We start from the raw sequence: 23,791 nt of genomic DNA, 5'->3' as shown, positions 1-23,791 counted from the left end.
TGCGCCAGGGACCGACCGGCGCAGCAGGGGCCGGCGGTCAGGGGACGAGCCGGTCCTTCCTCAGACCTGGACGCCGCGCTCGCGCAGCCACGGCAGCGGGTCGATCCGCTCGCCGTCGATGCCGCCCACGTGCACCTCGAAGTGCAGGTGCGGTCCGGTGGACTGGCCCTGGTTGCCGAGCAGGGCGATGGTGTCGCCCGCCTTCACCGTCTGCCCCTCCTCGACGAGGATCTCCTGCATGTGCCCGTAGACGGTGACGTCACCGTTCTCGTGCTGGATGTAGACGGCCAGGCCGAAACCGCTGGCCGCACCGGCGCGCACCACGACGCCGTCCATCGCCGCGTACTCGGGGGTGCCCAGCGGCGCGGCGAAGTCGATGCCGGCGTGCAGCGTGCCCCACCGGTAGCCGAACCCGCTGGTGAGCCGGGCGCCCTGCACGGGTAGCGCCGCCTTCGGGCGGGCCGCCTCCGCAGCGGCGGCAGCGGCGGCCTCGGCGGCGACCCGGTCGGCCTCGGCCTGCACCTGGGCGGCGGCGACCTCGGCGTCCTCGCGCTGGGCGCGGGTGGCGACCATGTCCTGCAGCCGGTCGGTCGCCTGCTCGCCGGTGAGCGCGGGCTGCTCGGCCTGCACCATGCCCAGCTCCTCGGCGACGCTGATCGACTCCTCGGTGCCCGCGGCCCGGGCCACGTGCGCCGGGTCGCCGGTGGCGGCGACGGCCAGGCCGGCGGCCCCGATGAGCGCGGCCGCCAGGTACAGCGCCGGACGGCGGGCCGGCAGCGGCGGACGGCGGTGCCGGGCGCCGGCGGCGACCGCGGCCACCACCTGCATCGGGGTGAGCCGGTCGGCGGCAGCGTCCTGCTCGGCGACCTGGGGCGCAGCGCCGTCGAGCAGCAGACCGTCGACGTCGACCGGCAGCGGCCACGCATCGCCCAGCACCAGCCCGTCGGAGGCCACCGGCAGCGGCCAGGCGTCGACGTCCGAGATGATGGCAGCCGGGACGCCGACGGCCGGGACGACAGCAGCCGGATCGGCCTCGACGGCCGGTCGCGGCGCGGGGCAGACCCCGGCCGCCCGCAGCGGGGTGGCCCCCAGCAGCCGGCGGGACCGCCGGGCGAGCGTGCGGCGGAACGGGAGCACGGGCGCCAGCGCCGGCACCTCGGGGCTCTCGGGCGACGCGTCGGCGGCGGGGCCACCGGCCGGTCCGCTGCCGCTGGGCGACACCGTTCCGTCGTCGTCGAGCCGGGCGAGATGTTGCGGGTCCATGCACCTGTCTTCCGTCGGGGGCGAGCTCGGGCGGGGCCCATGTAAACACGTCGTGATCGGTTCGTGATGTGCACAACCGGATAAGCACACGAGGTCAAGTGACCAGGCTCACAACACTTCCTGCCAAATGAGCACCCTGCGTGACGTCAGGTGTGCGAGCGGCTGATGAGTTGAACGCGCCGTGACGGGTACGAGCGAGGAACGTCACGCACCGGAGAACGGGCCTGCAGACCTCGTCGCGGCCGTCCGGCGCCCCCACGACTCGAGGAGCACACATGCGCGCAGTGACCTGGCACGGCCGGGACGACGTCCAGGTGGACACCGTCCCCGACCCGACCATCCAGGACCCGACCGACGTCATCGTGGAGATCACCTCCAGCGGCATCTGCGGGTCCGACCTCCACCTCATCGAGGTGATGGCCCCGTTCATGACCGTCGGTGACGTGATGGGCCACGAGCCGATGGGCGTGGTCCGCGAGGTCGGCGCCGGGGTGACCGAGCTGAAGGCCGGCGACCGGGTCGTCGTGCCGTTCAACATCTCCTGCGGCACCTGCTGGATGTGCAGCCAGGGCCTGCAGAGCCAGTGCGAGACCACCCAGAACCGCGAGCAGGGCATGGGCGCCTCGCTGTTCGGCTACACCAAGCTCTACGGCCAGGTCCCCGGTGGCCAGGCCGAGTACCTGCGGGTGCCCTTCGGCAACACCCTGCCGATCAAGGTGCCCGAGGGCCCGGCCGACGACCGGTTCGTCTACCTCTCCGACGTGCTGCCCACCGCCTGGCAGGCCGTGCAGTACGCCGCTCCCCCGCCGGGCGGCACCGTGCTGGTGCTGGGGCTCGGCCCGATCGGTGACATGGCCGCCCGGATCGCCACCCACCTCGGCCACCGGGTGATCGCCTCCGACGTCGTCCCGGAGCGGATCGCCCGCGCCCGGGCGCGCGGGATCGAGGTGATCGCGTCGACGGAGCAGGAGGAGGTCGTCGGGGCGGTCCGGGAGATGACCGACGGCCGCGGCGCGGACGCCGTGATCGACGCCGTCGGCATGGAGGCGCACGGCTCCCCCGGCGCCAAGCTCGCCCAGAAGGCCAGCGCGGTGGTGCCCGACGCGATCATGGAGAAGGTCATGACGGTCGCCGGCATCGACCGGCTCGCCGCGTTCAACACCGCGATCGAGGCGGTCCGCCGCGGCGGCACGGTCTCCCTGTCCGGTGTCTACGGCGGCGCGACCGACCCGGTGCCGCTGATGCGGATGTTCGACAAGCAGATCGAACTGCGCATGGGCCAGGCCAACGTCTGGCGCTGGGTGCCCGACATCCTGCCGCTGCTGACCGACGCCGACCCGCTGGGCGTCGACGACTTCGCCACCCACCGGGTGCCGCTGGAGCAGGCCCCGCAGGCCTACGAGACCTTCCGGCAGAAGCAGGACGGCGCGGTGAAGGTGCTGCTCCAGCCCTGACCTGCACGTCCACGGGCCGCGCACGGGACTCACGTCCCGGCGCGGCCCGTGGCGCGGGTGGCGACGTGACCAGCCTCATGCGCGTTGGGGGCAGCGGAACCGGCTGGTCTGCTCTTGGCTGGACCTCAGGCGCCGTCCGCGCCATCCCCCGCACCGCCCCTGAGGAGCTCCGCTGTGCCCCGCGCACTGCTCGCCCTGTCCATCGGTGCCTTCGGCATCGGCACCTCCGAGTTCGTGATCATGGGCATGCTCCCGCAGGTGGCCGACGACTTCTCCGTCTCGGTCGCCGCGGTCGGCATCCTGATCAGCGCCTACGCCCTCGGGGTCGTGATCGGAGCGCCGACGCTGACCGCGCTGGGCGTGCGGTTCACCCCGCGGCAGACCCTGATCGGGCTGATGGTGGTCTTCACCGTCGGCAACACCCTCTCCGCGCTCGCCCCGACCTACGAGACGCTGATGGCCGCCCGGGTGATCACCGCGTTGGCGCACGGCTCCTTCTTCGGGGTGGGAGCCGTCGCCGCCCGTGGGCTGGTGGCCAAGGAGAAGGGCACCCAGGCGATCTCGCTGATGTTCGTCGGGCTGACCCTGGCCAACGTCATCGGTGTCCCGATCGGCACGTTCGTCGCCCAGCAGCTGAGCTGGCGCCTGGTGTTCGGCGGCACCGCGGTCATCGGGTTGCTCACCATCGCCGGGCTGCTCGCCTGGCTGCCCCGGGTGGCCGCCGCACCCACGGACCTCCGGCAGGAGCTGGGCGCCTTCCGGCGGCGTCAGGTCTGGCTCACTCTCGGTGTCACCACCATCGGCTTCGCCGCGCTCTTCTCCGTCTACAGCTACGTCAGCCCGATCCTCACCGACCTCGCCGGGATGCCGGAGAACCGGGTCACCGTCGTCCTCGCGCTGTTCGGGCTGGGCACCACCGCGGGCACGCTGCTCGGCGGCCGGTTGGGCGACCGGTACGGCTTCGTCTTCGTCACCGTCGGGCTGCTGGTCACCGCCGCTCTGCTGGTGCTGTTCACCGTCGTCGTGGTCAACCAGGTCGCCGCCGTCGTCATGCTCGTGCTCTTCGGGGCGATCACCTTCTCCGGCGGCCCGGTCGTGCAGAACCGGGCGATCGAGGCGGCCCGGGTGGAGGGCGGCAGCCTGGTGTCGGCGGCCAACCAGGGCGCGTTCAACGCCGCCAACGCCCTGGGCGCTGCCCTCGGCGCGGCCACGCTCACCGCCGGCTGGGGCTACCGGGCGCCGATGTGGGTGGGTGCGGTGCTGGCGCTGCTGGGAGCCGGGCTGTCGGTGGTCGCGCTGCGCAGCCAGCGGGCCGAGAACGCCCGCGAGGCCGGCACGCTCGACGTCGCCGCCACCGCAGCCGCCGCGGTCCACGCCGCCTGACGGTGTGCAGGCCCGCCGTCGGCGGGTAGGTGCCCGGCATGACGACCACAGCCGAGAAGTCCGGCCAGTTCCGCCTCGGTGACCGCACGGTGCACCGCATCGGCTACGGGGCCATGCGGCTCTCCGGGCCGCACATCATGGGCCCCCCGGCCGACCGGGACGGCGCGGTAGCGGTGCTGCGGCGGGCGGTGGAGCTGGGCGTCGACCACATCGACACCAGCGACTACTACGGCCCGCACGTGACCAACGAGATCATCCGCGAGGCGCTGCACCCCTACCCCGAGCACCTGACGATCGTCACGAAGGTCGGTGCCCGCCGGACGCCGGAGGGCGAGTGGCCCGAGGCGCTGTCCCGCGACGAGCTGCGCCAGGCCGTGCACGACAACCTGGCGCACCTGGGCGTCGAGGCGCTGGACGTGGTGAACCTGCGGATGCCCGGGTTCGCCGAGCCGGTGCAGCGCTCGCTCGCCGAGCCGTTCGAGGCCCTCGCGGAGCTGCAGCAGGAGGGGCTGGTCCGGCACCTGGGGATCAGCAACGTGACCCCGCAGATGTTCGCCGAGGCGCAGGGCATCGCCCGTGTGGTGTGCGTGCAGAACCACTACAACCTGGTGCACCGCGCCGACGACCCGATGGTCGACGCGCTGGCCCGCGAGGGCGTCGCCTACGTGCCGTTCTTCCCGCTGGGCGGGTTCAACCCCATCCAGTCGGCGGCGCTGGAGACGGTGGCCCGCCGACTGGAGGCCTCCCCGATGGAGGTCGCGCTGGCCTGGCTGCTGGCCCGCTCCCCCAACCTGCTGCTGATCCCGGGCACGAGCTCGGTCGCGCACCTGGAGCAGAACCTGCAGGCGGCCGCCCGGGTGCTCGGCCCGGTAGAGCTCGAGGAGCTGGACCGGATCGGCGGCGACGGCACCCCCGACCCCGACCTCTGAGGCAGCGCCCGGGCGGCCATGGTGGCGAACATGGCCGCCCGGGTGGGTCAGCGGACCCGCTGGACGCGGCCCTCGTCGAAGACCGGCTCGGGGGTCTCGCGCACCTGGCCGTCGGAGCCGAACACCAGGAACCGGTCGAAGGTTCGGGCGAACCAGCGGTCGTGGGTCACCGTGATCACCGTGCCGTCGAACGCGCCGATCGCGGCCTCCAACGACTCGGCGCTGAGCACGTCGAGGTTGTCGGTCGGCTCGTCGAGCAGCAGCAGGGTCGCCCCGGACAGCTCCAGTAGGAGCACCTGGAACCGGGCCTGCTGCCCACCGGACAGCGACCGGAACAGCTGGTCGCCCGAGGGGGCCAGCCCGTAGCGCCGGAGCGTGGCCATCGCCCGGCCGCGGTCGACGCCGGGGCGCTCGCCGTCCCCGCGCCACAGCAGGTCGACCAGCGTCTCGTCCAGCCACTCCGGATGGGCGTGGGTCTGGGCGAAGAAGCCGGGGACGACGCGGGCACCGAGCCGCCAGCCGCCGGTGTGCGCGACGTCCTGGCCGGCCAGCAGCCGCAGGAAGTGCGACTTGCCCGCGCCGTTGGAACCGAGCACCGCGACCCGGTCGCCGTACTCGATCTCCACGTCGAAGGGCTTCATCAGTCCGGTGAGCTCCAGCTGCTCGGCCATCACCACCCGGACGCCGGTGCGCCCGCCGCGCAGCCGCATCTGCACCTGCTGCTCCGGCGGCCGCTCCGGCGGCGGCCCGGCGGCCTCGTACTTGGCCAGCCGGGTCTGCATGGCGTGGTACCGCGCGGCCATGTCGGGTGAGTTCTTGGCCAGCTGCTGCATCGTGCGGGTGAGGTCGATGAGCCGCTGGTGCTCCTCGTCCCAGCGGCGGCGCAGGTCGGCCATCCGCTCGTGCCGGGCGGCGCGCGCCGCGGGGTAGGCCGCCCAGGTGCCGGCGTGCACCCACGCCGTCCCGCCCTCGACGGTGACCACCCGGTCGGCGACCCGGTCCAGCAGCTCCCGGTCGTGGGTGACGAACAGGACGGTCTTGCGGGTCTCCAGCAGCCGCTCCTCCAGCCACCGCTTGCCCGGGACGTCGAGGTAGTTGTCCGGCTCGTCGAGCAGCAGCACCTGGTCGGGGCCGCGCAGCAGGCTCTCCAGGGCCAGGCGCTTCTGCTCGCCGCCGGAGAGGCTGTTCAGCTCGCGGTACTTGCACTGCTCGTACGGGACGCCGAGGGCGGCGACGGTCACGGTGTCCCAGGTGACCTCGACGTCGTAGCCACCCACGTCGCCCCAGGTGGCCAGCGCGTTGGCGTACGCCATCTGGGTGGGCTCGTCGTCGTCCTCCATCATCGCCAGCTCCGCGGCCTCGACGGCGTGCCAGGCGGCCCGGACGGCGGGCGGGGCGAGGTCGACGAGGAAGCGCTGCACGGTGGTGTCGTCGCGGACCGAACCGATGAACTGGCGCATGACGCCCAGCCCGCCGACGAGCGCGACCGAGCCCGCGTCGGGCGTCAGGTCACCGCTGATGATCCGCAGCATCGTGGTCTTGCCCGCGCCGTTCTCCCCGACCAGCGCGGCGATCGCGCCCTCACCGACCCGGAAGGCCACGTCGTCGAGCAGCACCCGCCCGTCCGGCAGCGTGAACCGGACACCGGTGACGTCGAGGTAGCCCATGCCGCCATCCTCCCGGGTCGGGCAACCGGCTTCCCCGGCGCACCCGGCCGCGCGCGGGCGGTGCGGCCCTCAGAGCACCGAGCCGATCAGCACCGCCCCGGCGGCCAGCAGCATCGCGGCGACGATGACGCCGGCGACGATCCGCTGACGACGCCGACCGTCCGGACCGAGGTTGCCCATCCCCATCATGCGGCGACGGTACTGCCGCCGGCGGACCGTCGGACCCCGGTGCCAAGGTGACGGCATGACCCGAGAGCTGTCGCTGCTGCGGATGGCCGCCCAGCGGCTGGTCGGCCCACGGTGCGCCACCCCGGCGGAGGCAGTCCGCTGGCTGACCGCGGCGCAGGGGCAGGACCTGCCGGGCGCGCTGCTGTCGGTGGCGCTGCGCAGCGGCGGCTCGCGGGCAGCGGTCACCGCCGCGCTGGACGCCGGCGAGGTCGTGCGCTCCTGGCCGATGCGCGGCACCCTGCACCTGACCGCCGCCGAGGACCTGCTCTGGTTGCTGGAGCTGCTCGGCCCCCGGGTGCTGGCCGGGGCGGCCGGCCGCCGGGCGTACCTGGAGCTGACCGAGGCCGACGTCGAGCGGGCCCGCGAGGTGGCCGTGGCCGCGCTGACCGGCGGGCGGCGGTTGGGCCGGACCGAGCTGCTGGCCGAGCTGACCGCGGCCGGGGTGCCCACCGCCGGCCAGCGCGGCTACCACGTGCTCTGGTACCTCGCCCAGACCGGCACGCTCGTGCTCGGCCCGACCGCCGAGGGCGACCAGCAGTTCGTGCTGCTCGACGAGTGGGTCCCCGCACCGCGGCGGCCGGAGCGCGACGAGGCGCTCGGCGAGCTCGCGCTGCGCTACTTCCGCGGCCACGGGCCGGCCACGGTCAAGGACCTCGTGCGCTGGGCGGGTTGCACGGTGGGCGACGTGAAGGCCGGCCTGGCACTGGCCCGGCCACAGCTGGAGCCGCTGACCGTCGACGGCGTCGAGCACCTGATGGACCCCGAGACCCCCGACCGGCTGACCGCGGCCCGGGCGGAGGCCGGCGGGGTGCTGCTGCTGCCTGGCTTCGACGAGCTGGTGCTGGGCTACGCCGACCGGAGCTGCACCGTGCCGGCCGAGCACGCCCAGCGCATCGTGCCCGGGAACAACGGGATGTTCCGGGCCACGGTTGTGCACGGCGGCACCGTCGTCGCCGTCTGGCGCACCGGCCGGACGAAGGCGCGGGCGCTGGAGCTGGAGCCGTTCGAGGAGCTGAGCGCCGAGGTGACCGCCGCGGTGAGCGATCGGTACGCCGCCCTGCCCTGAGGTTCCGCGGGTCGTTGGCCGGGGCAAGGAGCGGGCCATGGAGTACACGCGTCTGGGCACCACCGGCCTGCAGGTCTCCCGGATCTGCCTCGGGATGATGAGCTTCGGCGACCCCGCCCGCGGCGGTCACCCGTGGAGCCTGCCCGAGGAGCAGAGCCGGGAGCTGATCAAGCAGGCGATCGAGGCCGGTATCACCTTCTTCGACACCGCCAACGTCTACTCGGCCGGCTCCAGCGAGGAGATCACCGGCCGGGCTGTCCGCGACTTCGCCGACCGGGACGACGTCGTCCTGGCCACCAAGGTGCACGGCCGGATGCGGCCCGGGCCCAACGGCGCCGGGCTGTCGCGCACCGCGATCATCCGTGAGCTGGAGGCCAGCCTCACCCGGCTGGGCACCGACCACGTCGACCTCTACCAGATCCACCGCTGGGACCCGGCCACCCCGATCGAGGAGACGCTGGAGGCACTCGACTCCGTCGTCCGGTCGGGCAAGGTGCGCTACCTGGGCGCGAGCAGCATGTGGGCCTGGCAGTTCAGCAAGGCCCTGCACCTGGCCGGCGAGCGCGGCTGGCACCGCTTCGTCTCCATGCAGGACCACTACAACCTGCTCAACCGCGAGGAGGAGCGGGAGATGCTGCCGCTCTGCGCCGACCAGGGCATCGGCGTCATCCCGTGGAGCCCGCTGGCCCGGGGCCGCCTCACCCGCGACTGGGACGAGGCGACCAACCGCTCGGAGACCGACGAGTTCGGCAAGAAGCTGTACAACGACGCCGACCGGGTGGTCGTCGAGCGGGTGGCCGAGGTCGCGCAGGCCCGCGGGGTGCCGCGGGCGCAGGTCGCACTGGCGTGGGTACTGGGCAAGCCGGTGGTCACCGCGCCGATCGTCGGGGTCACCAAGGCCCGGCACCTGGAGGACGCGGTCGCCGCGGTCGACCTGCAGCTGACCGCCGAGGAGGTCGCCCGACTCGAGGAGCCCTACACCCCGCACGAGGTCGTCGGCTTCTCCTGAGCCGGCGGGTGGGCCCGGCGCGAGCCGGGCCCACCCGGTCAGACCCGCTGCTCGGCGACCTCGGCCAGGTCGTCGAGGACCAGCCCGGCGCCCAGCGGCCCGATCGCCAGGAACCACCGGTCGTCCTCGACCGGCACGGCATCGCCCCGCTGGACGGCGGGCAGCGACTGCCACAGCCCCCCGGAGGTCAGCTCGGCCAGCTCGGTCTCGCCCTCGGCCCCGTAGGCGGCGTAGAAGAGCAGGTCGCCCTCGGCCTGGGTGATCTCCTCCGGACCGACCTCGACGAAGGTCTCCGCGGTCCGCTGGACCTCCGGGCGCGCGAGGCCGGCGTCGGCCAGCACGGTGCCGATGAACGACCCCTCCCCGTACAGCCGGGCCGAACCGGTGCCCACGAACCGCACGATGCTGACCTCGAGCGCCCCCGGGTCACCGAACAGCGCCCCGACCTCCGCGGCCCGCTCCCGGTACGCGGTGAGCAGCTCCTCGCCCTCGTTCTGCCGGCCGAGCGCCTCGGCGTAGACCGGCACGTTCTGCTTCCACGTCTCTCCCACGCCCTCCCCCATCACCGTGGGGGCGATCGCGGTCAGCTGGTCGTACAGCTCGGTGTGCCGTGCGGTGTTGGACAGGATGAGGTCCGGGTCGAGTGCGGCGATCGCCTCCAGGTCCGGCTCTCCGATGGTGCCGACCTCGGCTATCTCGGCCGGGTCGGCGCCGCCCTCCTCGAGGTACCCGGGCAGGCCGGAGCTGACGTCGGTGCGCACGGCCCCGACCGGGGTGACTCCCAGGGCGAGCACGGTGTCCAGCTCACCGGTGTCCAGGACGACGACCCGCTCCGGGACGCCGTCGACCTCGGCCTCGCCCAGCGCGTGCACCACCGTGCGGGTCTCTGCGGCCGGCGCATCCTGCGCGGCGTCGGTCTCCCCGCCGCCGCAACCGGCCAGGGCCAGCCCCGCGGCGAGCGCCAGGCCCCCGGCCACCCATCGACGTGCACGTCCCACTGCCATGTCGCCCCACCCTCATCGAGCCAGAAGTAAGGGCAGGCTAACCTGATCGCCAGCTGGTCGACGTCGCGGGTCGCCGGCGACGCCCCGGCCGGCGCAGGCGACGATGGAGCCCGTGTCCGGCTCCACCTCCCCGCTGCGCCGGGTGGCCCCACACGTCCTCGGGCCGCGACTGCCACCGCTGCCGGAGCTGTGGTCGATGAACCGCCGGCGGGCGCTGTCGGCCGGCTTCAGCGTCGCCGCCCCGCTGACCGTCGGGCTGGCCCTCGGCGAGCCGGGCATCGGCTCGGCCGCCGCGCTCGGCGGGTTCACCGCGGTCTACGGGCACTCGATGCCCTACCGGCGCCGGGCCGTGGTCGCCGCCGGTGTCGGCGCGGCGGTCGTGGGTGCGATCGGCCTGGGCGGGATCACCGGCGGGCACCCCCTGCTGCTGGTGCTCACCCTCGGCGCGATCGCCGCTGCCGCGACCGCGGCGACGGCGGTCTGGCGGATCGGCCCGCCGGGGGCGCTGCCGCCGGTGCTGGTGGGCGGCAGCGCCAGCGCGCTGGGCTCGGCGCCGGACGTCGTCGCCCAGCACGTCGCGGCGGCCGCCGGTGCGGCGGTGCTCAGCTGGGTCGTGGTCATGCTGCCCTGGCTGTGGGACCCGGCCGGCCCGGAGAGACGGGCGCTGCAGGCCGCCGACGCCGCGGTGCGCGACGCGGAGGACGGCGCACTGCGCACCACCCGCCCCGGCGCGATCGCCCGGGCCGTGTGGGCGGCCGACACCGCGGTGGCCGAGGGCAGCCGCCGGCGACCGTCGCTGCGGCCGCAGCTGGCCGGCGTCGAGGCCCGGTTCTCCCGGGCGCTGCCCACGATCGACGCCACGGCGGAGGGCCCCGGACCGCTCCCACCGGCCCGTCCGGCAGGGCACCGGACGCCGCTGTGGGTCACCACCGCGGCGCGGACCGGTCTCGGCGTGGCCTCGGCCGGCCTGGTCGCCGTCGTCACCGGGCTGCCCAGTCCCTGGTGGGCCGCGACCGCGGCGGTCGCCGTGCTGCTCGGCGCGGACCGGCGGCAGGCCCGCGCCCGCGCCGTCCACCGGGTGACCGGGACGCTGGTGGGCACCGCCCTGGCCGGGGTGGTGTTCGCGGTCGACCCGCCGACCGCCGTGACCGTGGGCCTGGTCGGGCTGCTGCTGGTCGGCGTGGAGCTGTTCATCGCCCACCAGTACGTGGTCTCCGTCGCCTGCCTGACGCCGGTGTCGCTGCTGCTGGTCCACCTCGGGGTGCCCGACCTCCCGGGGAGTGCGCTGATCGTGGCGCGGATCGAGGAGACCGTCGTGGGCATCGCCGTGGCCCTGGCCGCCGGCCTGCTGCTCCTCGCCCGCGCCGGCAGCCGCCGGCTGCCGGCCGCGGTGACCGGGACCGCCGAGCGGGCGGTGGCCGCCGCCCGGGCAGTGCCGGGCTCACCGGCCGACCGGGCGCTGCACCACGTGCTCATCGAGCTGAACGAGGTGGCCACCGCCGCCCGGGCGGAGCTGTTCCCGGCGCCGGGGGCCGACGCCTGGCGCCGCCGCTCGCGCCAGGTGGGCGACCTGGGCTGGGCGCTGCTGGGCGCCCGGGCCCGCGGCGACGCCGCCCTCGCCGACGCCGTCGCCGCCCGGATCGTCGCCGAGCTGGCCTGAGCCCGCCAGGGTCAGCTGGGCAGGCCGACCAGCCGGGCCGACCGGTTCCACAGCTCTCGGGCCCGCACGTCGTCCCGGGCGGAGAGGGCGGTCCAGGTGGGCGAACGGTCGGCGTGGTGCCGGCCGTTGCGCCAGCCCTCCTCGGCCGTGGCCAGCCAGACGAGGGTGTCCGCGCCCTGGGCCGGGGTGCGCATGAACGCGGTGAGCGGCGTCCGGAACGCCAGGCCGGTGATCCCGCCCGACGCCGCCCCGAACGACGTGGCGACCGCGCCGGGGTCGAAGCAGGTGGCGGTGACCTCCGGCGCCCACCGGCGGGCCAGCTCGCGGGTGAAGAGCACGTTGCACCACTTGGCCCGGGCGTAGGCACGGGTGGCGAGGTACGGGCCGGTGCCGTCGAGCAGATGGCCCCGCCGGGACCCGCCCACCCAGTGCATGAACGACGAGGTGGTCACCACCCGGGCGCGCGAGGCGCGCAACGGCTCCTCGAGCAGTCGGGTGAGCAGGTAGGGCGCCAGGTGGTCGACCTGGGCGGTGCGCTCGTGCCCGTCGACGGTCAGCTCCCGGCGGGCGAACGAGGCGCCGGCGTTGTGCACCAGCACGTCGATCCCCGATAGCTCCGCCAACTCCGCGGCCAACCGCCGGACGTCGTCCAGCCGGCCCAGGTCGACCGTGGTCCAGCGCGCACCGGGCAGGTCGGCCGCGACCGCGGCGGTCTTCTCCGGGGACCGGCCGACCAGCACGACCCGGGCGCCGCCGCGGTGCAGCCGGCGGGCCGCCGCCGCACCGATGCCGTCGCTGGCACCGGTGACGACGACGACCGGGCCGTCCCCGCTCAGCGCTTCGGCTCGACCAGGACGACCGGGATCTCCCGGTCGGTCTTGCGCTGGTACTCGGCGTAGTCGGGGAAGGCGGCGACCGCGCGCTCCCACCAGACCGCCTTCTCCTCGCCGCTCACCTCGCGGGCCACCCCGTCCCAGACCCGGTCGCCGTCCTGCACGGTGACCTCGTCGGGGTGCGCCTTGAGGTTGAAGTACCAGGTCGGGTGCTTCGGGGCCCCGCCCTGCGAGGCGACCATGGCGTAGACGCCGTCGTGCTCGACCTTCATCAGCGGGTTCTTGCGGACCTTGCCGCTCTTCGCGCCGCGGGTGGTGAAGACGACGACCGGCTCGGTGCGGCCGGGCAGCGTGTTGCCCTCCCGCCCGCCGGTGCGCTCGTACACCTCCACCTGGTCGCGGACCCACTTCTCCGGACTCGGCTCGTACTCACCTTCCAGGGGCATGCCCCGACCCTAGGACGGCGACCGGGTGGCCGCTGACCCGCCGGGGTGCGGGGGCGGCCGGACGGCGGCAGAGTGCTCCCGGACCTGATCGACCGTCCGACCCGACCGATCACCAGGAGCAGCGCCCATGCAGCCCGCGCCGGAGAGCCCCCGCGTCGTCGTCCTCGGCGAGGCTGTGGCCGAGGTGCTGCCCGACGCCGCCGACCTCGTGGTCACCGTGCAGGTGCACGACCGCCGCCGGGAGCGCGCGCTGGAGCGGCTGACCGGGCGCCAGCTGGAGCTCACGGCGCTGCTGGAGGCGCACCGGGCCGCGCTGGGCACCGTCTCGACCGACGCCGTCGCGGCCTTCCCCGAGGCCGGGGAGGGCGGCCGGATCAACGGGTCGGTGGCGACGACCACCACCCGCGCCCGGATCGCCGACGTCGGCGCCGCCGGTGAGCTCGCCGTCGCGGTGGCCGCGCTGTCCGACGTCTCGGTGCACGGGCCGCACTGGCGGGTCAGCCGCGAGCACCCGGTGCACCAGCAGGTGCGCACCGCAGCCGTGCAGGACGCGATCGGCCGGGCCCGGGCCTACGCCACCGCCCTCGGTGGCCGGCTGACCGGGCTGGTGGAGGTGCGCGACGTCGGGGGCCGGGGCGGCCGCATGGCCATGGCGGCCTTCGCGGTGCCCGGCGGCGCCCCGGCGCTGGAGCTGCAGCCCGCTCCGCAGGAGGTCACCGGCCAGGTCGAGGTCACCTTCACCATGTCGGTCCCGGACCCGGAGGTCTTCGCGCGATGAGGTTCCGGGAGCGCGGCCGGCTGGACACCTCCGGCGTCCAGGACCGGCGGGGCCGCGGAGGCGGTGGCGGGCGCGGGCTGGCGGTCGGCGGTGGCGGCCTCGGCCTCGTCGGGCTGGTCGTCGTCGTCCTGTTCCAGGTGCTCGGCGGCGGTGGCGGAGGCGGCACCTCGCCGGTGGGCGGCTTCGACGGCCTGGGCGCTGGTCAGGGCCCCGGGCAGACGTTCGACAACAGCGAGCTGGCCGCCTCCTGCGACGAGGTGGCCGACGCCAACACCTCCACCGAGTGCGCCGTCGTCGCCAGCATCGACTCGATCCAGGACTACTGGGGCGCCACCCTCGGCGCGGACTACCAGCCGGCCGACACCGTCTTCTTCGCCGACCAGGTGCAGACCGCGTGCGGCGGGGCCACCAGCGGCAGCGGCCCGTTCTACTGCCCGGCCGACGCGCAGGTCTACATCGACCTGACCTTCTTCGACGACCTGCAGACCCGGTTCGGGGCCCAGGGCGGAGCCTTCGTCAACGCCTACGTCCTGGCCCACGAGTACGGCCACCACGTGCAGAACCTGTTGGGGATCAACGAGCAGGTGCAGCCCGGTGACGCCGGCCCGACGAGCGGCAGCGTGCGCCTGGAACTGCAGGCCGACTGCTTCGCCGGCGCCTGGGCCGATCACGCCGAGACGGTGCCCGACGAGACGGGCGAGCCGCTCATCGTCGACATCACCGACGACGACATCGCCCGCGCCCTGGACACCGCCGGCCGGATCGGTGACGACTTCATCCAGGAGGAGCTGGGCGGGGGCACCGTGGACGAGGGGTCGTTCACCCACGGCTCCTCGGAACAGCGGCAGCGGTGGTTCAGCACCGGCTACGCCACCGGCGACCCGGCGCAGTGCGACACCTTCGCCACCGACGACCTGGGCTGAACCGGGGAAGCCCCGCCGCGCCCGCCGGGTTGTCGACCGGCATGACGACTCTCGGGATCATCGGCGCCGGCCACATCGGCACGGCGCTCGCCCAGGCAGCACTCGCCGCCGGCCACGACGTGGTGATCAGCAACTCCCGCGGTCCGGAGACGCTCACCGAACTGGTGTCCGCGCTGGAGGCCCGGCCGGGACGCCGCGGTCAGGTGCGCGCCGACACCGCGGCCGGGGCGGCGGCCGCCGCCGACCTCGCCGTGGTCACCATCCCGCTGAAGGCGGTGCCGCACGTCCCGGTCGAGCCACTGGCCGGCAAGGTCGTGATCGACACCAACAACTACTACCCCCAGCGGGACGGGCAGGTGGCCGAGCTGGACGACGAGTCCACGACGACCGCCGAGCTGCTGCAGGCCCACCTGCCCACCTCCCGGGTGGTCAAGGCGTTCAACCACATCGGTGCCGCCGACATCACCGGGGACGCCACCCCCGCCGGCACCCCGCACCGGCGCGCGCTGGCCGTGGCCGGGGACGACGCAGCCGCCAAGGAGCAGGTGGTCGCGTTCATCGACGCGATCGGCTTCGACACCGTCGACCTCGGCCCGCTGGCCGAGGGCTGGCGCATCCAGCGGGACACCCCCGGCTACGGCGCCCGCCTGGACGCCGAGGGCCTGCGCGCGGCCACCGCGGCGGCGAAGCGCTACCGCGACATGTGACCCGCAGGCGCTCGCGGTCAGCCGACCGCGAGCGCCTGCTCGGCCGCCTCGACCTCGGCGTTCCACTCCGGCTTCTCGGCCTGCCAGCGGTCCTCGGTGCGGCCCGCCCGCCAGTAACCGGAGACCGAGCTGAAGGCCGGGTCCAGCCCGCGCTCGCTGCGCAGGTGCAGGCGCAGGTCCTTGACCAGGCCGGCCTCCCCGTGCACGAACACGTGCCCGGTGCCGGCGGGCAGCTCCACCGCCTTGACCGCCGTCACCAGCGCCTCCCCGGGGGCGCCGTCGCCGCGGTGCACCCACACCACCGAGACTCCCTCGCGGAGCACGAGGTCCGACTGCTGCTCCGCCGGGCCCTCGACCTCGACGAACACCAGGGCCGGCGCCCCGTCCGGCAGCCGGGGCAGCGCCGCGCCGATGGCCGGCAGCGCGCTCTCGTCCCCGACCAGCAGGTGCCAGTCGGCGTCCGGGCTCGGGGCATAGGCACCACCGGGCCCGAAGAACTGGATCCGGTCCCCCGGAGCGGCCTTCGCCGCCCACGGGCCGGCGAGGCCGGTGTCCCCGTGGTGCACGAAGTCGATGGTCAGCTCGCCGGCGGCCGCGTCCCAGGCCCGCACGGTGTAGGTGCGGGTGACCGGCCAGAGCTCCGCGGGCAGCTCCGCCCGCAGTTGCTCCACGTCGAAGGGCGCCGAGTAGGGCGCCCCCGGCGGCGGGAAGAGCAGCTTCACGTAGTGGTCGGTGAACTCCCCGGCCGGGAAGTCGGCCAGCCCCTCACCGCCCAGCACGACCCGGATCATGTGCGGGGTCACCCGCGAGGTGCGCAGCACCTCGCCGACCCGCGCGACCCGGGGACGCCGACCGCCCCCACCTCTCGCCGGACTGCTCACCAGGACCTCCTCGACCGAGTCAGGGAAGGCTTGCCTTCCCTCTTGCCGGCGAGCCTACGCGGGACCTCCGTGCGGATCCGGACACCCAAATGAGACCCGGCATTTCCGTAGATCGTCGTTTGCATCCGTCCCGGCGAGGGGTACAAGCCCACCAACGGAACGGCGCCCCACCGAGACCACGGTGGGCCCCCCGGAGCGTCACGTCCAGGGCACATGAGTGTCCGAACGTCGTCCCGTCACCTGGCATGTCGTGCCGGCCTCCTCGGCTGGTCATGCGGCGTGCCCGGTGAGGGCCGGCCCGGGCACGGATGCCCAGCACACGCACACACCAGCACTCTCCGGACAGCCCACGAACGACGAGGAGGAACGATGACTCACTCCATCGACACCCCGACGCAGTCCCCGCCCAGCGGCGCGTCCTCTCCGTCCGACAGCCCGTCCACCAAGGACGTCGCCAAGGACCAGGCCCGCAACGTCGGCCAGAGCGCCGGGCACGCCGGGTCGCAGGTCGCCTCGACCGCTGCCGACCAGGCCAAGCAGGTCACCCAGGAGACCAAGCGCCAGGCCCAGGACATGGTGGCCCAGGGTCGCTCGCAGCTCCAGGAGCAGGCCCGCAACGGCCAGCAGAAGGCCGGCCAGGGGCTGAACGAGATCGCCCAGCAGCTCCGCATCATGGTCGACGGCAGCGACCAGACGCCGTCCGGCCCCGCCGCCGACCTGGTCCGCCAGGCCGGGGACAAGGTCGAGCAGCTCGCCGGCTGGGTCTCCGACCGCGAGCCCGGTGAGCTGGTGGACGAGGTCCGCCGCTTCGCCCGCCGCAAGCCCGGTGTGTTCCTGCTCGGCGCCGCCATCGCCGGCATCGCCGCGGGCCGGCTGACCACCGGCGTCGTCGCCTCGCACAAGGACCAGGGCCCCTCGGGCAACGGCCCGCAGACCGGTTCCGACTACGCCGGCACCAACTACGTCGCCGGCACCGCGACCCCCGGGTACGCGGCCACCGGCTACGAGACGACGGCGGCGTACGAGACCACCGGGTACGAGACCACCGGTACCGCCGGCTACGCGACCACCGGCACCACCGGTTCGGTCCCGCCGCCGCCGTACGGCACGGTCCCGCCGGTCGACACCACGGAGACCACGGACACCACCTCCGGCTGGGACGACCCGGCGCGCACCCCCGGCGGGGGCCAGCAGTGAGCCATCCGAGCGGCGCCCCCGGCGCGCAGCCGTACGGCGAGCCCGGCACCGGGTACGCCGCGGGCGGCACGACCGGGTACGCCCCGCCCCCCACCACCGAGCCGTACGGCGAGCAGCCCACCAATGCCGCCTATGGCAACACCGCGCAGCCGATGACCGACGAGGGCCACCCCGTGGTCGAGGACATCTCGGTCGGTCAGCTGCTCGGCGAGGTCAGCAAGGACCTGTCCACGCTGATGCGCCAGGAGCTCGAGCTCGCCAAGGCCGAGATCCGGGCCGAGGCGGACGAGGCCATCGGGATCGCCAAGGACGAGGCGAACAAGGCCAGCAGCGCCGCGAAGGAAGAGGCGGCCAAGGCCGGCAAGGGCGCCGGGATGCTCGGCGGCGCCGGGTTCGCCGGCTACATGGTCGCGCTGTTCCTGAGCTTCGCCCTCTGGTGGGGCCTGGAGAACCTGATGGACGCCGGCCTCGCCGCGCTGATCGTCGGGGTGCTCTGGGCGATCGTCGGCGCGGTCCTCTACTCGATGGGCCGCAAGCAGCTCAAGCGGGTCGACCCCAAGCGGGTCACGCAGGTGGACACGAGCCGGTTCAAGCGGCTCGACCCCAAGCCCGAGCAGACGGTGGACACGCTCCAGCAGGTCCCCGGCGCGCTCAAGCCCTCCTGACCCACCCCTCAGCTACTCCCCAAGGAGAATCGACATGACCAGCAGTGACCCGGATGTGATCCGCCGCCAGATCGAGGACACCCGCTCCAACCTCAGCTACGACGTGGACGCGCTGAACGAGAAGGTCAACCCGACCCGGGTGGTGGACCGTCGCGTCGGCAAGGCCAAGAGCGGGATGACCGGGCTCAAGGACAAGGTCTTCGGGGCCGCACACGACACCCGTGACCAGGTGGGCCAGCACGCCTCGCACGCCCAGGGCAACGCGCAGGACGCGGCGCAGAACGCCAAGGGCGCCATCCAGCAGGCTCCCGACACCATCCAGCGTCAGGCGCAGGGCAACCCCCTCGCCGCCGGCATGATCGCCTTCGGTGTCGGCTGGCTCGTCTCCTCCCTCCTGCCCACCAGCGAGAAGGAGAAGCAGCTCGCCGCGCAGGCCGAGTCCGCGGTCAAGGACAACTCCCAGCCGTTGGTCGACCAGGCCAAGAACGTGGCCCAGGAGATCGGCGACAACCTCAAGCCGATGGCCCAGGACGCCGTGGAGCAGGTCAAGACCACCGCGCAGGACGGCGTGGAGACGGTCAGGTCCGAGGGCCAGAGCGCGGCCAAGGACGTCCAGGGCCAGGCCCAGGAGTCCCGCCAGACGGTCCAGGGGCACGCCTCCTCCTGATCGACCGCGACACCCCGTCGGGCCCCGGTGCAGCTGCACCGGGGCCCGACGTGTGTCTGCGGCCGGCTCGCTCCCCCGGGTGAGGCCCGGCTCCAGCACCGCCGCACACCTGCCGTTGCCCGACCTGACGCAGTCCGTCCCGGTCGGGGGCGGGCCACGCCCGCAGAGGAGCGCGACACGGTGGACCGCGAGACCGGAGAGGCAGCCGCACGCGTGCTGGTCGCCGACGACGAGGAGGACATCCGCCTGCTCGTCACCCTCGCCGTGCGCAAGGCCGCGTGCACGGTGGTCGCCGCCGTCGCCGACGGCCCCCAGGCCCTCGCTGCGGCGCGGGCCGAACGCCCCGACCTGGTGGTCCTGGACGTGTCGATGCCCGGCGCCACCGGGCTGGAGGTGTGCGCCGCGCTCCGCGAGGACCCGGTGACCGCCGGCTGCCGGGTGCTGCTGCTCTCCGCCGGCGCCTCTCCCGACGACGTCGCCCGCGGTCTGGCCGCCGGTGCCGACGCCTACCTGCCCAAGCCGTTCACCGTGGCGGCCCTCGTCGGGCAGGTGCGCTCGCTCGCGGCGGCCGGGAGCCGGGCATGAGCGCCGTCGTCGCCCCGGCGCAGCCAGCGGCCGTGCAGCGACCCACCTCCTCGCACGCCCTGCCGATCGCGCTCGCCGTGGCCACCGTCGCGGGCCTGGCGGTGCTGCTGTCCCGCCCGCCCGCGCCGGTCCCCGTGCTGGCTGCGGTCACCGTCCTCGGCGCCGTCCTGGAGCTGACCCGCCGGCTGCGCGGCCAGCTGGCCGCTGCGCAGGAGCTGGAGGCGCAGCGGCTGGAGCTGGTCTCCCGCGGCCGGTCGACCGCCGACGAGCTCGAGGTCGCCACCCGGATGATGCGGGCCCGTGCCCAGACCATGACCAGCGTGATCGACGCGGTGACCGAGCAGTCGATCATCGGCACCGACCCGGACGGGCTCATCCGGGTGTGGAACCCCGGCGCGGAACGGATGCTCGGGCTCCCTCGCGCCGACGTCGTCCGCAGCCGGTCGATCACCGACTTCCACGCGCCCGAGGAGCTGGGCCTCGAGGAGTCCCCGGGCACGCCCGCGGAGCGGTTCACCAGCCTGGTCCAGGGGGCGCGGGAGCACGGCAGCGACGTCCGGGACTGGACGTACCTCACCGCCGACGGCCGCCGGCTCACCGTCTCGGTGGCGATCACCCCGCGCACCGACGACGACGGCGAGCAGGCCGGCTGGAACTTCGTGGGCACCGACATGACCGAGGCCCGGGCCGCCGAGCGGCTCAAGGACCAGTTCGTCAGCCTGATCTCCCACGAGCTGCGCACCCCGCTCAGCTCGATCCTCGGCTACCTCGAGCTGGTCATGGACGACGAGGAGCAGCCGCTGACCGCCGAGCAGCGGCAGTACCTCGGCACCGTCGAGCGCAACGCCCAGCGGCTGCTGCGGCTGGTCGGCGACCTGCTGTTCACCGCTCAGGTGGACGCCGGCCGCTTCACCCTCCAGCCCGAGGACGTCGACCTGGCCGGGGTCGTCCGGGCCGCCGAGGAGACCGCCCGGGTGACGGCGGCGGCCCGCGGGGTGGCGGTCTCGGTGGAGGCCCCGGCCACCGGACCGGTCGTCCGCGGGGACGCCCTCCGGCTGGGGCAGGCCTGCGACAACCTGGTCTCCAACGCGGTCAAGTTCACCCCCGGCGGCGGCCAGGTGACCCTGCGCCTGCGGCAGGGGTGGCAGCACGAGGACGGCACGGTCGGCGAACAGGAGGTGCCCGGCGGGCGGCCGGTGGCGCTGCTCTCGGTGAGCGACACCGGGGTGGGCATCCCCTCCGGCGAGCAGGGGCAGCTGTTCACCAGCTTCTTCCGCGCCTCGACGGCCCGGCGCAACGCCGTCCCCGGGGTGGGGCTCGGGCTGACCATCACCAAGGCGATCACCACCGCGCACGGCGGCACCCTGGACGTCTCCAGCGTCGAGGGCCGCGGGACGACGTTCACCCTCACCCTGCCCCTGGACGGCGTCCCCGCGGCCTGACCGCCCCCGCTCCCCCACGACGCCCCCGCCGGTCCGCCCGGCGGGGGCGTCGCCGTCTCCGCAGCCGGCCCTCGCACGGGCCGACACCGTGGCGCCACGGGCCGCACGGTCCGCCGTGCGCCGGCGCGGCGATGACCGCAGGATGCGGCCGTGCGCGGCGCGGCCGGGACCGCAGAGTCCGACCGCGCACCGGTGCGTGGGGACCGCAGGGTCCGTCGACCTCTTCTTGCGGTTCTCTTGCGGATCGCTGGCGGGTGCCCTGCGGATGGGCCTCCAGAGTCGTGTCTGTCGCCGGGAACACCCGCCGACACGGGACAGACCAGGGAGACGCAGCCATGACCGCCACCGCCACGAACCGCAGCCGCACCACCCGCAAGATCATCGGCTCGCTCGGCATCGTCGGTGCCGCCGCCGCCGTCGCCGGCATGGGCACCTTCGGCACCTTCACCGACAGCACCGCCCCGCTGAACGCCTCGGTCACCTCGGGGACCCTGTCCCTGGACCTCGCCGCTGGCGGCGCGGCCGGCATGACCATCAACGCTGCCGGCTTCGTGCCCGGCGACTCGATCAGCCGCTCGGTGGAGCTGGTCAACAACGGCAACCTCAACATGTCGAGCATCTCGCTCGTGTCCACGGCGACCACCCAGAGCGTCCTGACGACCGACAAGGTCAACGGCCTGCAGCTCGGCGTCGACTCCTGCTCGGTCAAGTGGACCGAGACGATCGGGGCCAACGGCGTCGCCACCTACACCTGCTCCGGTTCCACCGCGCGCCGGTACGCCCAGGGCTCCGGTGCTGTGACTGCCGGCACGAGCCTGCGTGACCTCGCCAGCATGACCGCCGGCGGCACGGACCACCTGCTGGTCACCGTCACGCTCCCCGGTAGCGCGGACAACACCTTCCAGGGCAAGACCGCCGCGATGTCGATCAACTTCGTCGGGGCGCAGCAGACCGGCACCAACCGCTGATCCGGCGCCGTCCGCCCACCCACTGACCCCTGACCGGAGGACCCGCCATGACCACCGCCCTGCTCGCACCGCTGGCCCGCACCACGGACATCGCGATCGCGCACCGTCCCGCACGTCAGCTGGTCCTGGAGCCCCGCACCGCGGGTCTCGGGACGCGTGCGGCTCGCCTGGTGGGCCGCTGGCTGCTCCGGCTCGTGGTCACCGTCGCCGTCCTGGCCTTCGGCGTCCTGGCCGTCGGGCCGCACGTCCTGGACTACCGGACGATGACGATGCTCACCGGCAGCATGTCCCCGGCCATCGACCCGGGTGACGTCACGATCGTGACGCCGCTGCCGGTCGACGAGGTCGCCGTGGGCATGATCATCGCCTACCACATCCCGATCGACGACCACCGTCTGGTCAGCCACCGCGTGGTCTCCGTCGAGCACGGCGCCGACGGGGCGGTCACGGTCGAGACCAAGGGCGACGCGAACGAGGCCGTCGACCCGTGGAAGGCCACGCTGCAGGGTGACACCGCCTACCAGGTGCAGGCGGTCATCCCCGAGATCGGCAACGCCATCCAGGTGCTGCGCACCCCCGTGGTGAGCCAGGCGCTCGTCTACGGGGCCCCGGCCCTGCTGGCCGGCTGGCTGCTGCTCTCCATCTGGCGGCCGGTGAAGGTCGACGAGAACGACGACACCGAGGGTGTCCGGGCATGACCGGGATCCGCCGCAGCCTGCTGCTCCTCGCCGTCGCCCTCGCCACCGTGCTGGGGCTGACCATCTCCCCCGCCCAGGCCTCCTTCACCGCCCGGGCCGCCACCACCGTCGACGCCAGCACGCTGACCGTCGCGCCGGTCACCCGGCTGTCGACCGCCGGCACCTACTGCACCACCACCACCTACTACAACCAGTGGGACGGTCGCTCGTACACCACCCGCACCCTGCACGGACGGGGTTCCTGGCGGCCGAGCGCGACCACCCGCGGGGTCACCGGTTACCAGCTGACCGCCGTCTTCCGCGACGGCAGCACCCAGCCGATCGCCACCCTGAGCCCCGGGACGACGAGCTTCGCCCAGGACATCGACGGCTCCTACGCCGACCAGGGCATCCGGATCCGCATCACCACCCTCACCAGCTACGGCTGGACCTCCGTCCCCGCAGAGACAGGACCAGTGACGTGCTGACCGCCCTCGTCATCGATGCCTCCCCCGCCGCACGGCAGCAGGTCACCGGCCTGCTGGAGCTGGCCGGCTGGGGCGTCCACGAGGCCGGCGACGCCGAGGACGCCCGCTGGCTGAGCGCCTCCCTCACGGTGGACCTGGTGGTCACCGCCGCCGGCGTCACCGGCGCCGACAGCGGCCCGGCCCTGCTGAGCGAGCTGCGCGCCGCCGGCAGCACCGCCCGCTTCCTGATGGTCACCCCCGAGCCCACCGACGAGCTGCGCGCCGCCGCCTCGGCCGCCGGCGCCCTCGCCTGCCTGACCGCCCCGTTCGACGTCCGCCTCGTGCTGGACCTGCTGCGCGACCGGAGCGCCGCCCCGGTCGCCGCGCCGCTGGACCTCGTGGACGTCGAGGACCTGGAGGACGCCGACCAGGACGCCGACCTGATGGACCGGCTGCAGGGCATGTACGACGACGCGCTGCCGACCCGGCTGTCCGCCATCGCCCGGGGCGTGCGGTCCGGTGACCCCCGCGCCGTGGCCAGCGCCGCCCAGGCCCTCGCCGGCCCCTCGGGCCAGCTGGGGCACCCGGCGGTCGCCGACCTCTGCCAGGCGATCGCCGCCGACGCCCGGCGCGGGATCATGGCCCACGGCCGGCTGGCCGAGCTGAGCGGGCTGGCCCGCCCGGCCCGCCGCCGGGACGACGTCCACCGGCACGGCCAGCTGGCCTTCGCCGCCGACGCGTGGGGCGGGCGCGCCGAGCTGGCCGGCATGCTGCACGCGGTGGACGCCGCGACCGGACGGATGCTCGCCCGCCGGCGGGACCTGGCCGCCTGACGACGGCCCCGCACGGGGCGACGACAACGAGGCCCGGCTCCCCGTGTGGGGGGCCGGGC

Annotated in this window: 24 protein-coding genes; 18 read left to right on the top strand and 6 right to left on the bottom strand. The window is 74.5% G+C overall.

What is annotated here, in order from left to right:
• Positions 1-60 precede the first annotated feature (60 nt).
• Complete coding sequence (locus Q1A09_RS10870; RefSeq protein WP_299954581.1) at positions 61-1,263, bottom strand: M23 family metallopeptidase; 1,203 nt, start codon at positions 1,261-1,263, stop codon at positions 61-63.
• Between the two features lie 275 nt (positions 1,264-1,538).
• On the opposite strand from Q1A09_RS10870, the gene Q1A09_RS10865 reads away from it, so the two are divergent.
• The 3 genes from Q1A09_RS10865 to Q1A09_RS10855 all read left to right on the top strand — a co-directional run bounded on the left by Q1A09_RS10865 (position 1,539) and on the right by Q1A09_RS10855 (position 5,029).
• Positions 1,539-2,717 carry a zinc-dependent alcohol dehydrogenase gene (locus Q1A09_RS10865; protein ID WP_299954580.1) on the top strand — a complete coding sequence of 393 codons (1,179 nt, stop codon included), beginning with the start codon at positions 1,539-1,541 and terminating at the stop codon, positions 2,715-2,717.
• Positions 2,718-2,891: 174 nt separating this feature from the next.
• The gene (locus Q1A09_RS10860; protein WP_299954577.1) at positions 2,892-4,100 is read left to right on the top strand and encodes an MFS transporter; all 1,209 of its coding nucleotides are present in this window, start codon (positions 2,892-2,894) and stop codon (positions 4,098-4,100) included.
• Positions 4,101-4,138: 38 nt separating this feature from the next.
• Positions 4,139-5,029: an oxidoreductase gene (locus Q1A09_RS10855; RefSeq protein ID WP_299954574.1), complete on the top strand. Its 891-nt coding sequence runs from the start codon at positions 4,139-4,141 to the stop codon at positions 5,027-5,029.
• Positions 5,030-5,076: 47 nt separating this feature from the next.
• Here Q1A09_RS10855 and Q1A09_RS10850 read toward each other — a convergent pair whose 3' ends face one another.
• Positions 5,077-6,696, bottom strand: a complete 1,620-nt coding sequence (locus Q1A09_RS10850; RefSeq protein ID WP_299954572.1) for an ABC-F family ATP-binding cassette domain-containing protein — start codon at positions 6,694-6,696, stop codon at positions 5,077-5,079.
• A gap of 244 nt (positions 6,697-6,940) precedes the next feature.
• Between Q1A09_RS10850 and Q1A09_RS10845 the strand changes: the two genes are divergently transcribed.
• Complete coding sequence (locus Q1A09_RS10845) at positions 6,941-7,990, top strand: winged helix DNA-binding domain-containing protein (RefSeq protein WP_299954569.1); 1,050 nt, start codon at positions 6,941-6,943, stop codon at positions 7,988-7,990.
• A gap of 37 nt (positions 7,991-8,027) precedes the next feature.
• On the top strand, positions 8,028-8,999 hold the full coding sequence (locus Q1A09_RS10840; protein WP_299954568.1) for an aldo/keto reductase: 972 nt from the start codon (positions 8,028-8,030) through the stop codon (positions 8,997-8,999).
• Between the two features lie 38 nt (positions 9,000-9,037).
• Here the strand turns inward: Q1A09_RS10840 and Q1A09_RS10835 are convergent, their stop codons facing one another.
• Positions 9,038-10,003 (bottom strand): ABC transporter substrate-binding protein, encoded by a 966-nt coding sequence (locus Q1A09_RS10835; RefSeq protein ID WP_299954566.1) that lies wholly within the window; start codon positions 10,001-10,003, stop codon positions 9,038-9,040.
• Positions 10,004-10,115: 112 nt separating this feature from the next.
• Here Q1A09_RS10835 and Q1A09_RS10830 point away from each other — a divergent pair, with 112 nt between their 5' ends.
• Complete coding sequence (locus Q1A09_RS10830) at positions 10,116-11,663, top strand: FUSC family protein (protein WP_299954563.1); 1,548 nt, start codon at positions 10,116-10,118, stop codon at positions 11,661-11,663.
• Positions 11,664-11,674: 11 nt separating this feature from the next.
• Here Q1A09_RS10830 and Q1A09_RS10825 read toward each other — a convergent pair whose 3' ends face one another.
• Both Q1A09_RS10825 and Q1A09_RS10820 read right to left on the bottom strand, forming a co-directional pair.
• Entirely contained in the window at positions 11,675-12,592 is a 918-nt protein-coding gene (locus Q1A09_RS10825; protein WP_299954561.1) for an SDR family NAD(P)-dependent oxidoreductase, read from the bottom strand.
• A complete protein-coding gene (locus Q1A09_RS10820) occupies positions 12,496-12,942 on the bottom strand; it encodes a nitroreductase family deazaflavin-dependent oxidoreductase (protein WP_299954560.1) in 447 nt (148 codons plus the stop codon). The genes Q1A09_RS10825 and Q1A09_RS10820 overlap by 97 nt, the downstream gene beginning before the upstream one ends.
• Before the next feature lie 127 nt (positions 12,943-13,069).
• Here Q1A09_RS10820 and Q1A09_RS10815 point away from each other — a divergent pair, with 127 nt between their 5' ends.
• Genes Q1A09_RS10815 through Q1A09_RS10805 form a run of 3 tightly spaced genes read left to right on the top strand, consistent with a single transcriptional unit; the run spans position 13,070 to position 15,350 of the window.
• Complete coding sequence (locus tag Q1A09_RS10815) at positions 13,070-13,720, top strand: SIMPL domain-containing protein (protein ID WP_299954557.1); 651 nt, start codon at positions 13,070-13,072, stop codon at positions 13,718-13,720.
• Positions 13,717-14,643: a neutral zinc metallopeptidase gene (locus Q1A09_RS10810; RefSeq protein ID WP_299954554.1), complete on the top strand. Its 927-nt coding sequence runs from the start codon at positions 13,717-13,719 to the stop codon at positions 14,641-14,643. Before Q1A09_RS10815 ends, Q1A09_RS10810 begins: the two co-directional genes overlap by 4 nt.
• Positions 14,644-14,684: 41 nt before the next feature.
• Entirely contained in the window at positions 14,685-15,350 is a 666-nt protein-coding gene (locus Q1A09_RS10805) for an NADPH-dependent F420 reductase (protein ID WP_299954553.1), read from the top strand.
• A gap of 17 nt (positions 15,351-15,367) precedes the next feature.
• On the opposite strand, the gene Q1A09_RS10800 is transcribed toward Q1A09_RS10805, so the two are convergent.
• Complete coding sequence (locus Q1A09_RS10800; RefSeq protein WP_299954552.1) at positions 15,368-16,231, bottom strand: siderophore-interacting protein; 864 nt, start codon at positions 16,229-16,231, stop codon at positions 15,368-15,370.
• Between the two features lie 369 nt (positions 16,232-16,600).
• On the opposite strand from Q1A09_RS10800, the gene Q1A09_RS10795 reads away from it, so the two are divergent.
• From Q1A09_RS10795 to Q1A09_RS10755, 9 genes are all read left to right on the top strand, one after another.
• Complete coding sequence (locus Q1A09_RS10795) at positions 16,601-17,428, top strand: hypothetical protein (protein ID WP_299954551.1); 828 nt, start codon at positions 16,601-16,603, stop codon at positions 17,426-17,428.
• Positions 17,425-18,093, top strand: coding sequence for a phage holin family protein (locus Q1A09_RS10790; protein WP_299954548.1), 669 nt, complete (start codon positions 17,425-17,427; stop codon positions 18,091-18,093). The genes Q1A09_RS10795 and Q1A09_RS10790 overlap by 4 nt, the downstream gene beginning before the upstream one ends.
• A 34-nt stretch (positions 18,094-18,127) precedes the next feature.
• The gene (locus Q1A09_RS10785; protein ID WP_299954546.1) at positions 18,128-18,760 is read left to right on the top strand and encodes a DUF3618 domain-containing protein; all 633 of its coding nucleotides are present in this window, start codon (positions 18,128-18,130) and stop codon (positions 18,758-18,760) included.
• A gap of 180 nt (positions 18,761-18,940) precedes the next feature.
• Complete coding sequence (locus tag Q1A09_RS10780; protein ID WP_299954544.1) at positions 18,941-19,345, top strand: response regulator transcription factor; 405 nt, start codon at positions 18,941-18,943, stop codon at positions 19,343-19,345.
• A complete protein-coding gene (locus tag Q1A09_RS10775; RefSeq protein ID WP_299954542.1) occupies positions 19,342-20,787 on the top strand; it encodes a cell wall metabolism sensor histidine kinase WalK in 1,446 nt (481 codons plus the stop codon). Before Q1A09_RS10780 ends, Q1A09_RS10775 begins: the two co-directional genes overlap by 4 nt.
• Positions 20,788-21,122: 335 nt before the next feature.
• Entirely contained in the window at positions 21,123-21,755 is a 633-nt protein-coding gene (locus Q1A09_RS10770) for a TasA family protein (RefSeq protein WP_299954540.1), read from the top strand.
• Positions 21,756-21,802: 47 nt separating this feature from the next.
• Positions 21,803-22,453, top strand: a complete 651-nt coding sequence (locus Q1A09_RS10765; protein WP_299954537.1) for a signal peptidase I — start codon at positions 21,803-21,805, stop codon at positions 22,451-22,453.
• Entirely contained in the window at positions 22,450-22,920 is a 471-nt protein-coding gene (locus tag Q1A09_RS10760) for a hypothetical protein (RefSeq protein ID WP_299954534.1), read from the top strand. Before Q1A09_RS10765 ends, Q1A09_RS10760 begins: the two co-directional genes overlap by 4 nt.
• Positions 22,914-23,732 (top strand): response regulator, encoded by an 819-nt coding sequence (locus tag Q1A09_RS10755; protein WP_299954532.1) that lies wholly within the window; start codon positions 22,914-22,916, stop codon positions 23,730-23,732. The genes Q1A09_RS10760 and Q1A09_RS10755 overlap by 7 nt, the downstream gene beginning before the upstream one ends.
• Positions 23,733-23,791 lie beyond the last annotated feature (59 nt).

Source organism: uncultured Modestobacter sp. (genome assembly GCF_947486615.1).
Classification (GTDB): domain Bacteria; phylum Actinomycetota; class Actinomycetes; order Mycobacteriales; family Geodermatophilaceae; genus Modestobacter.
This window is presented reverse-complemented; position numbering and strand designations above follow the sequence as displayed.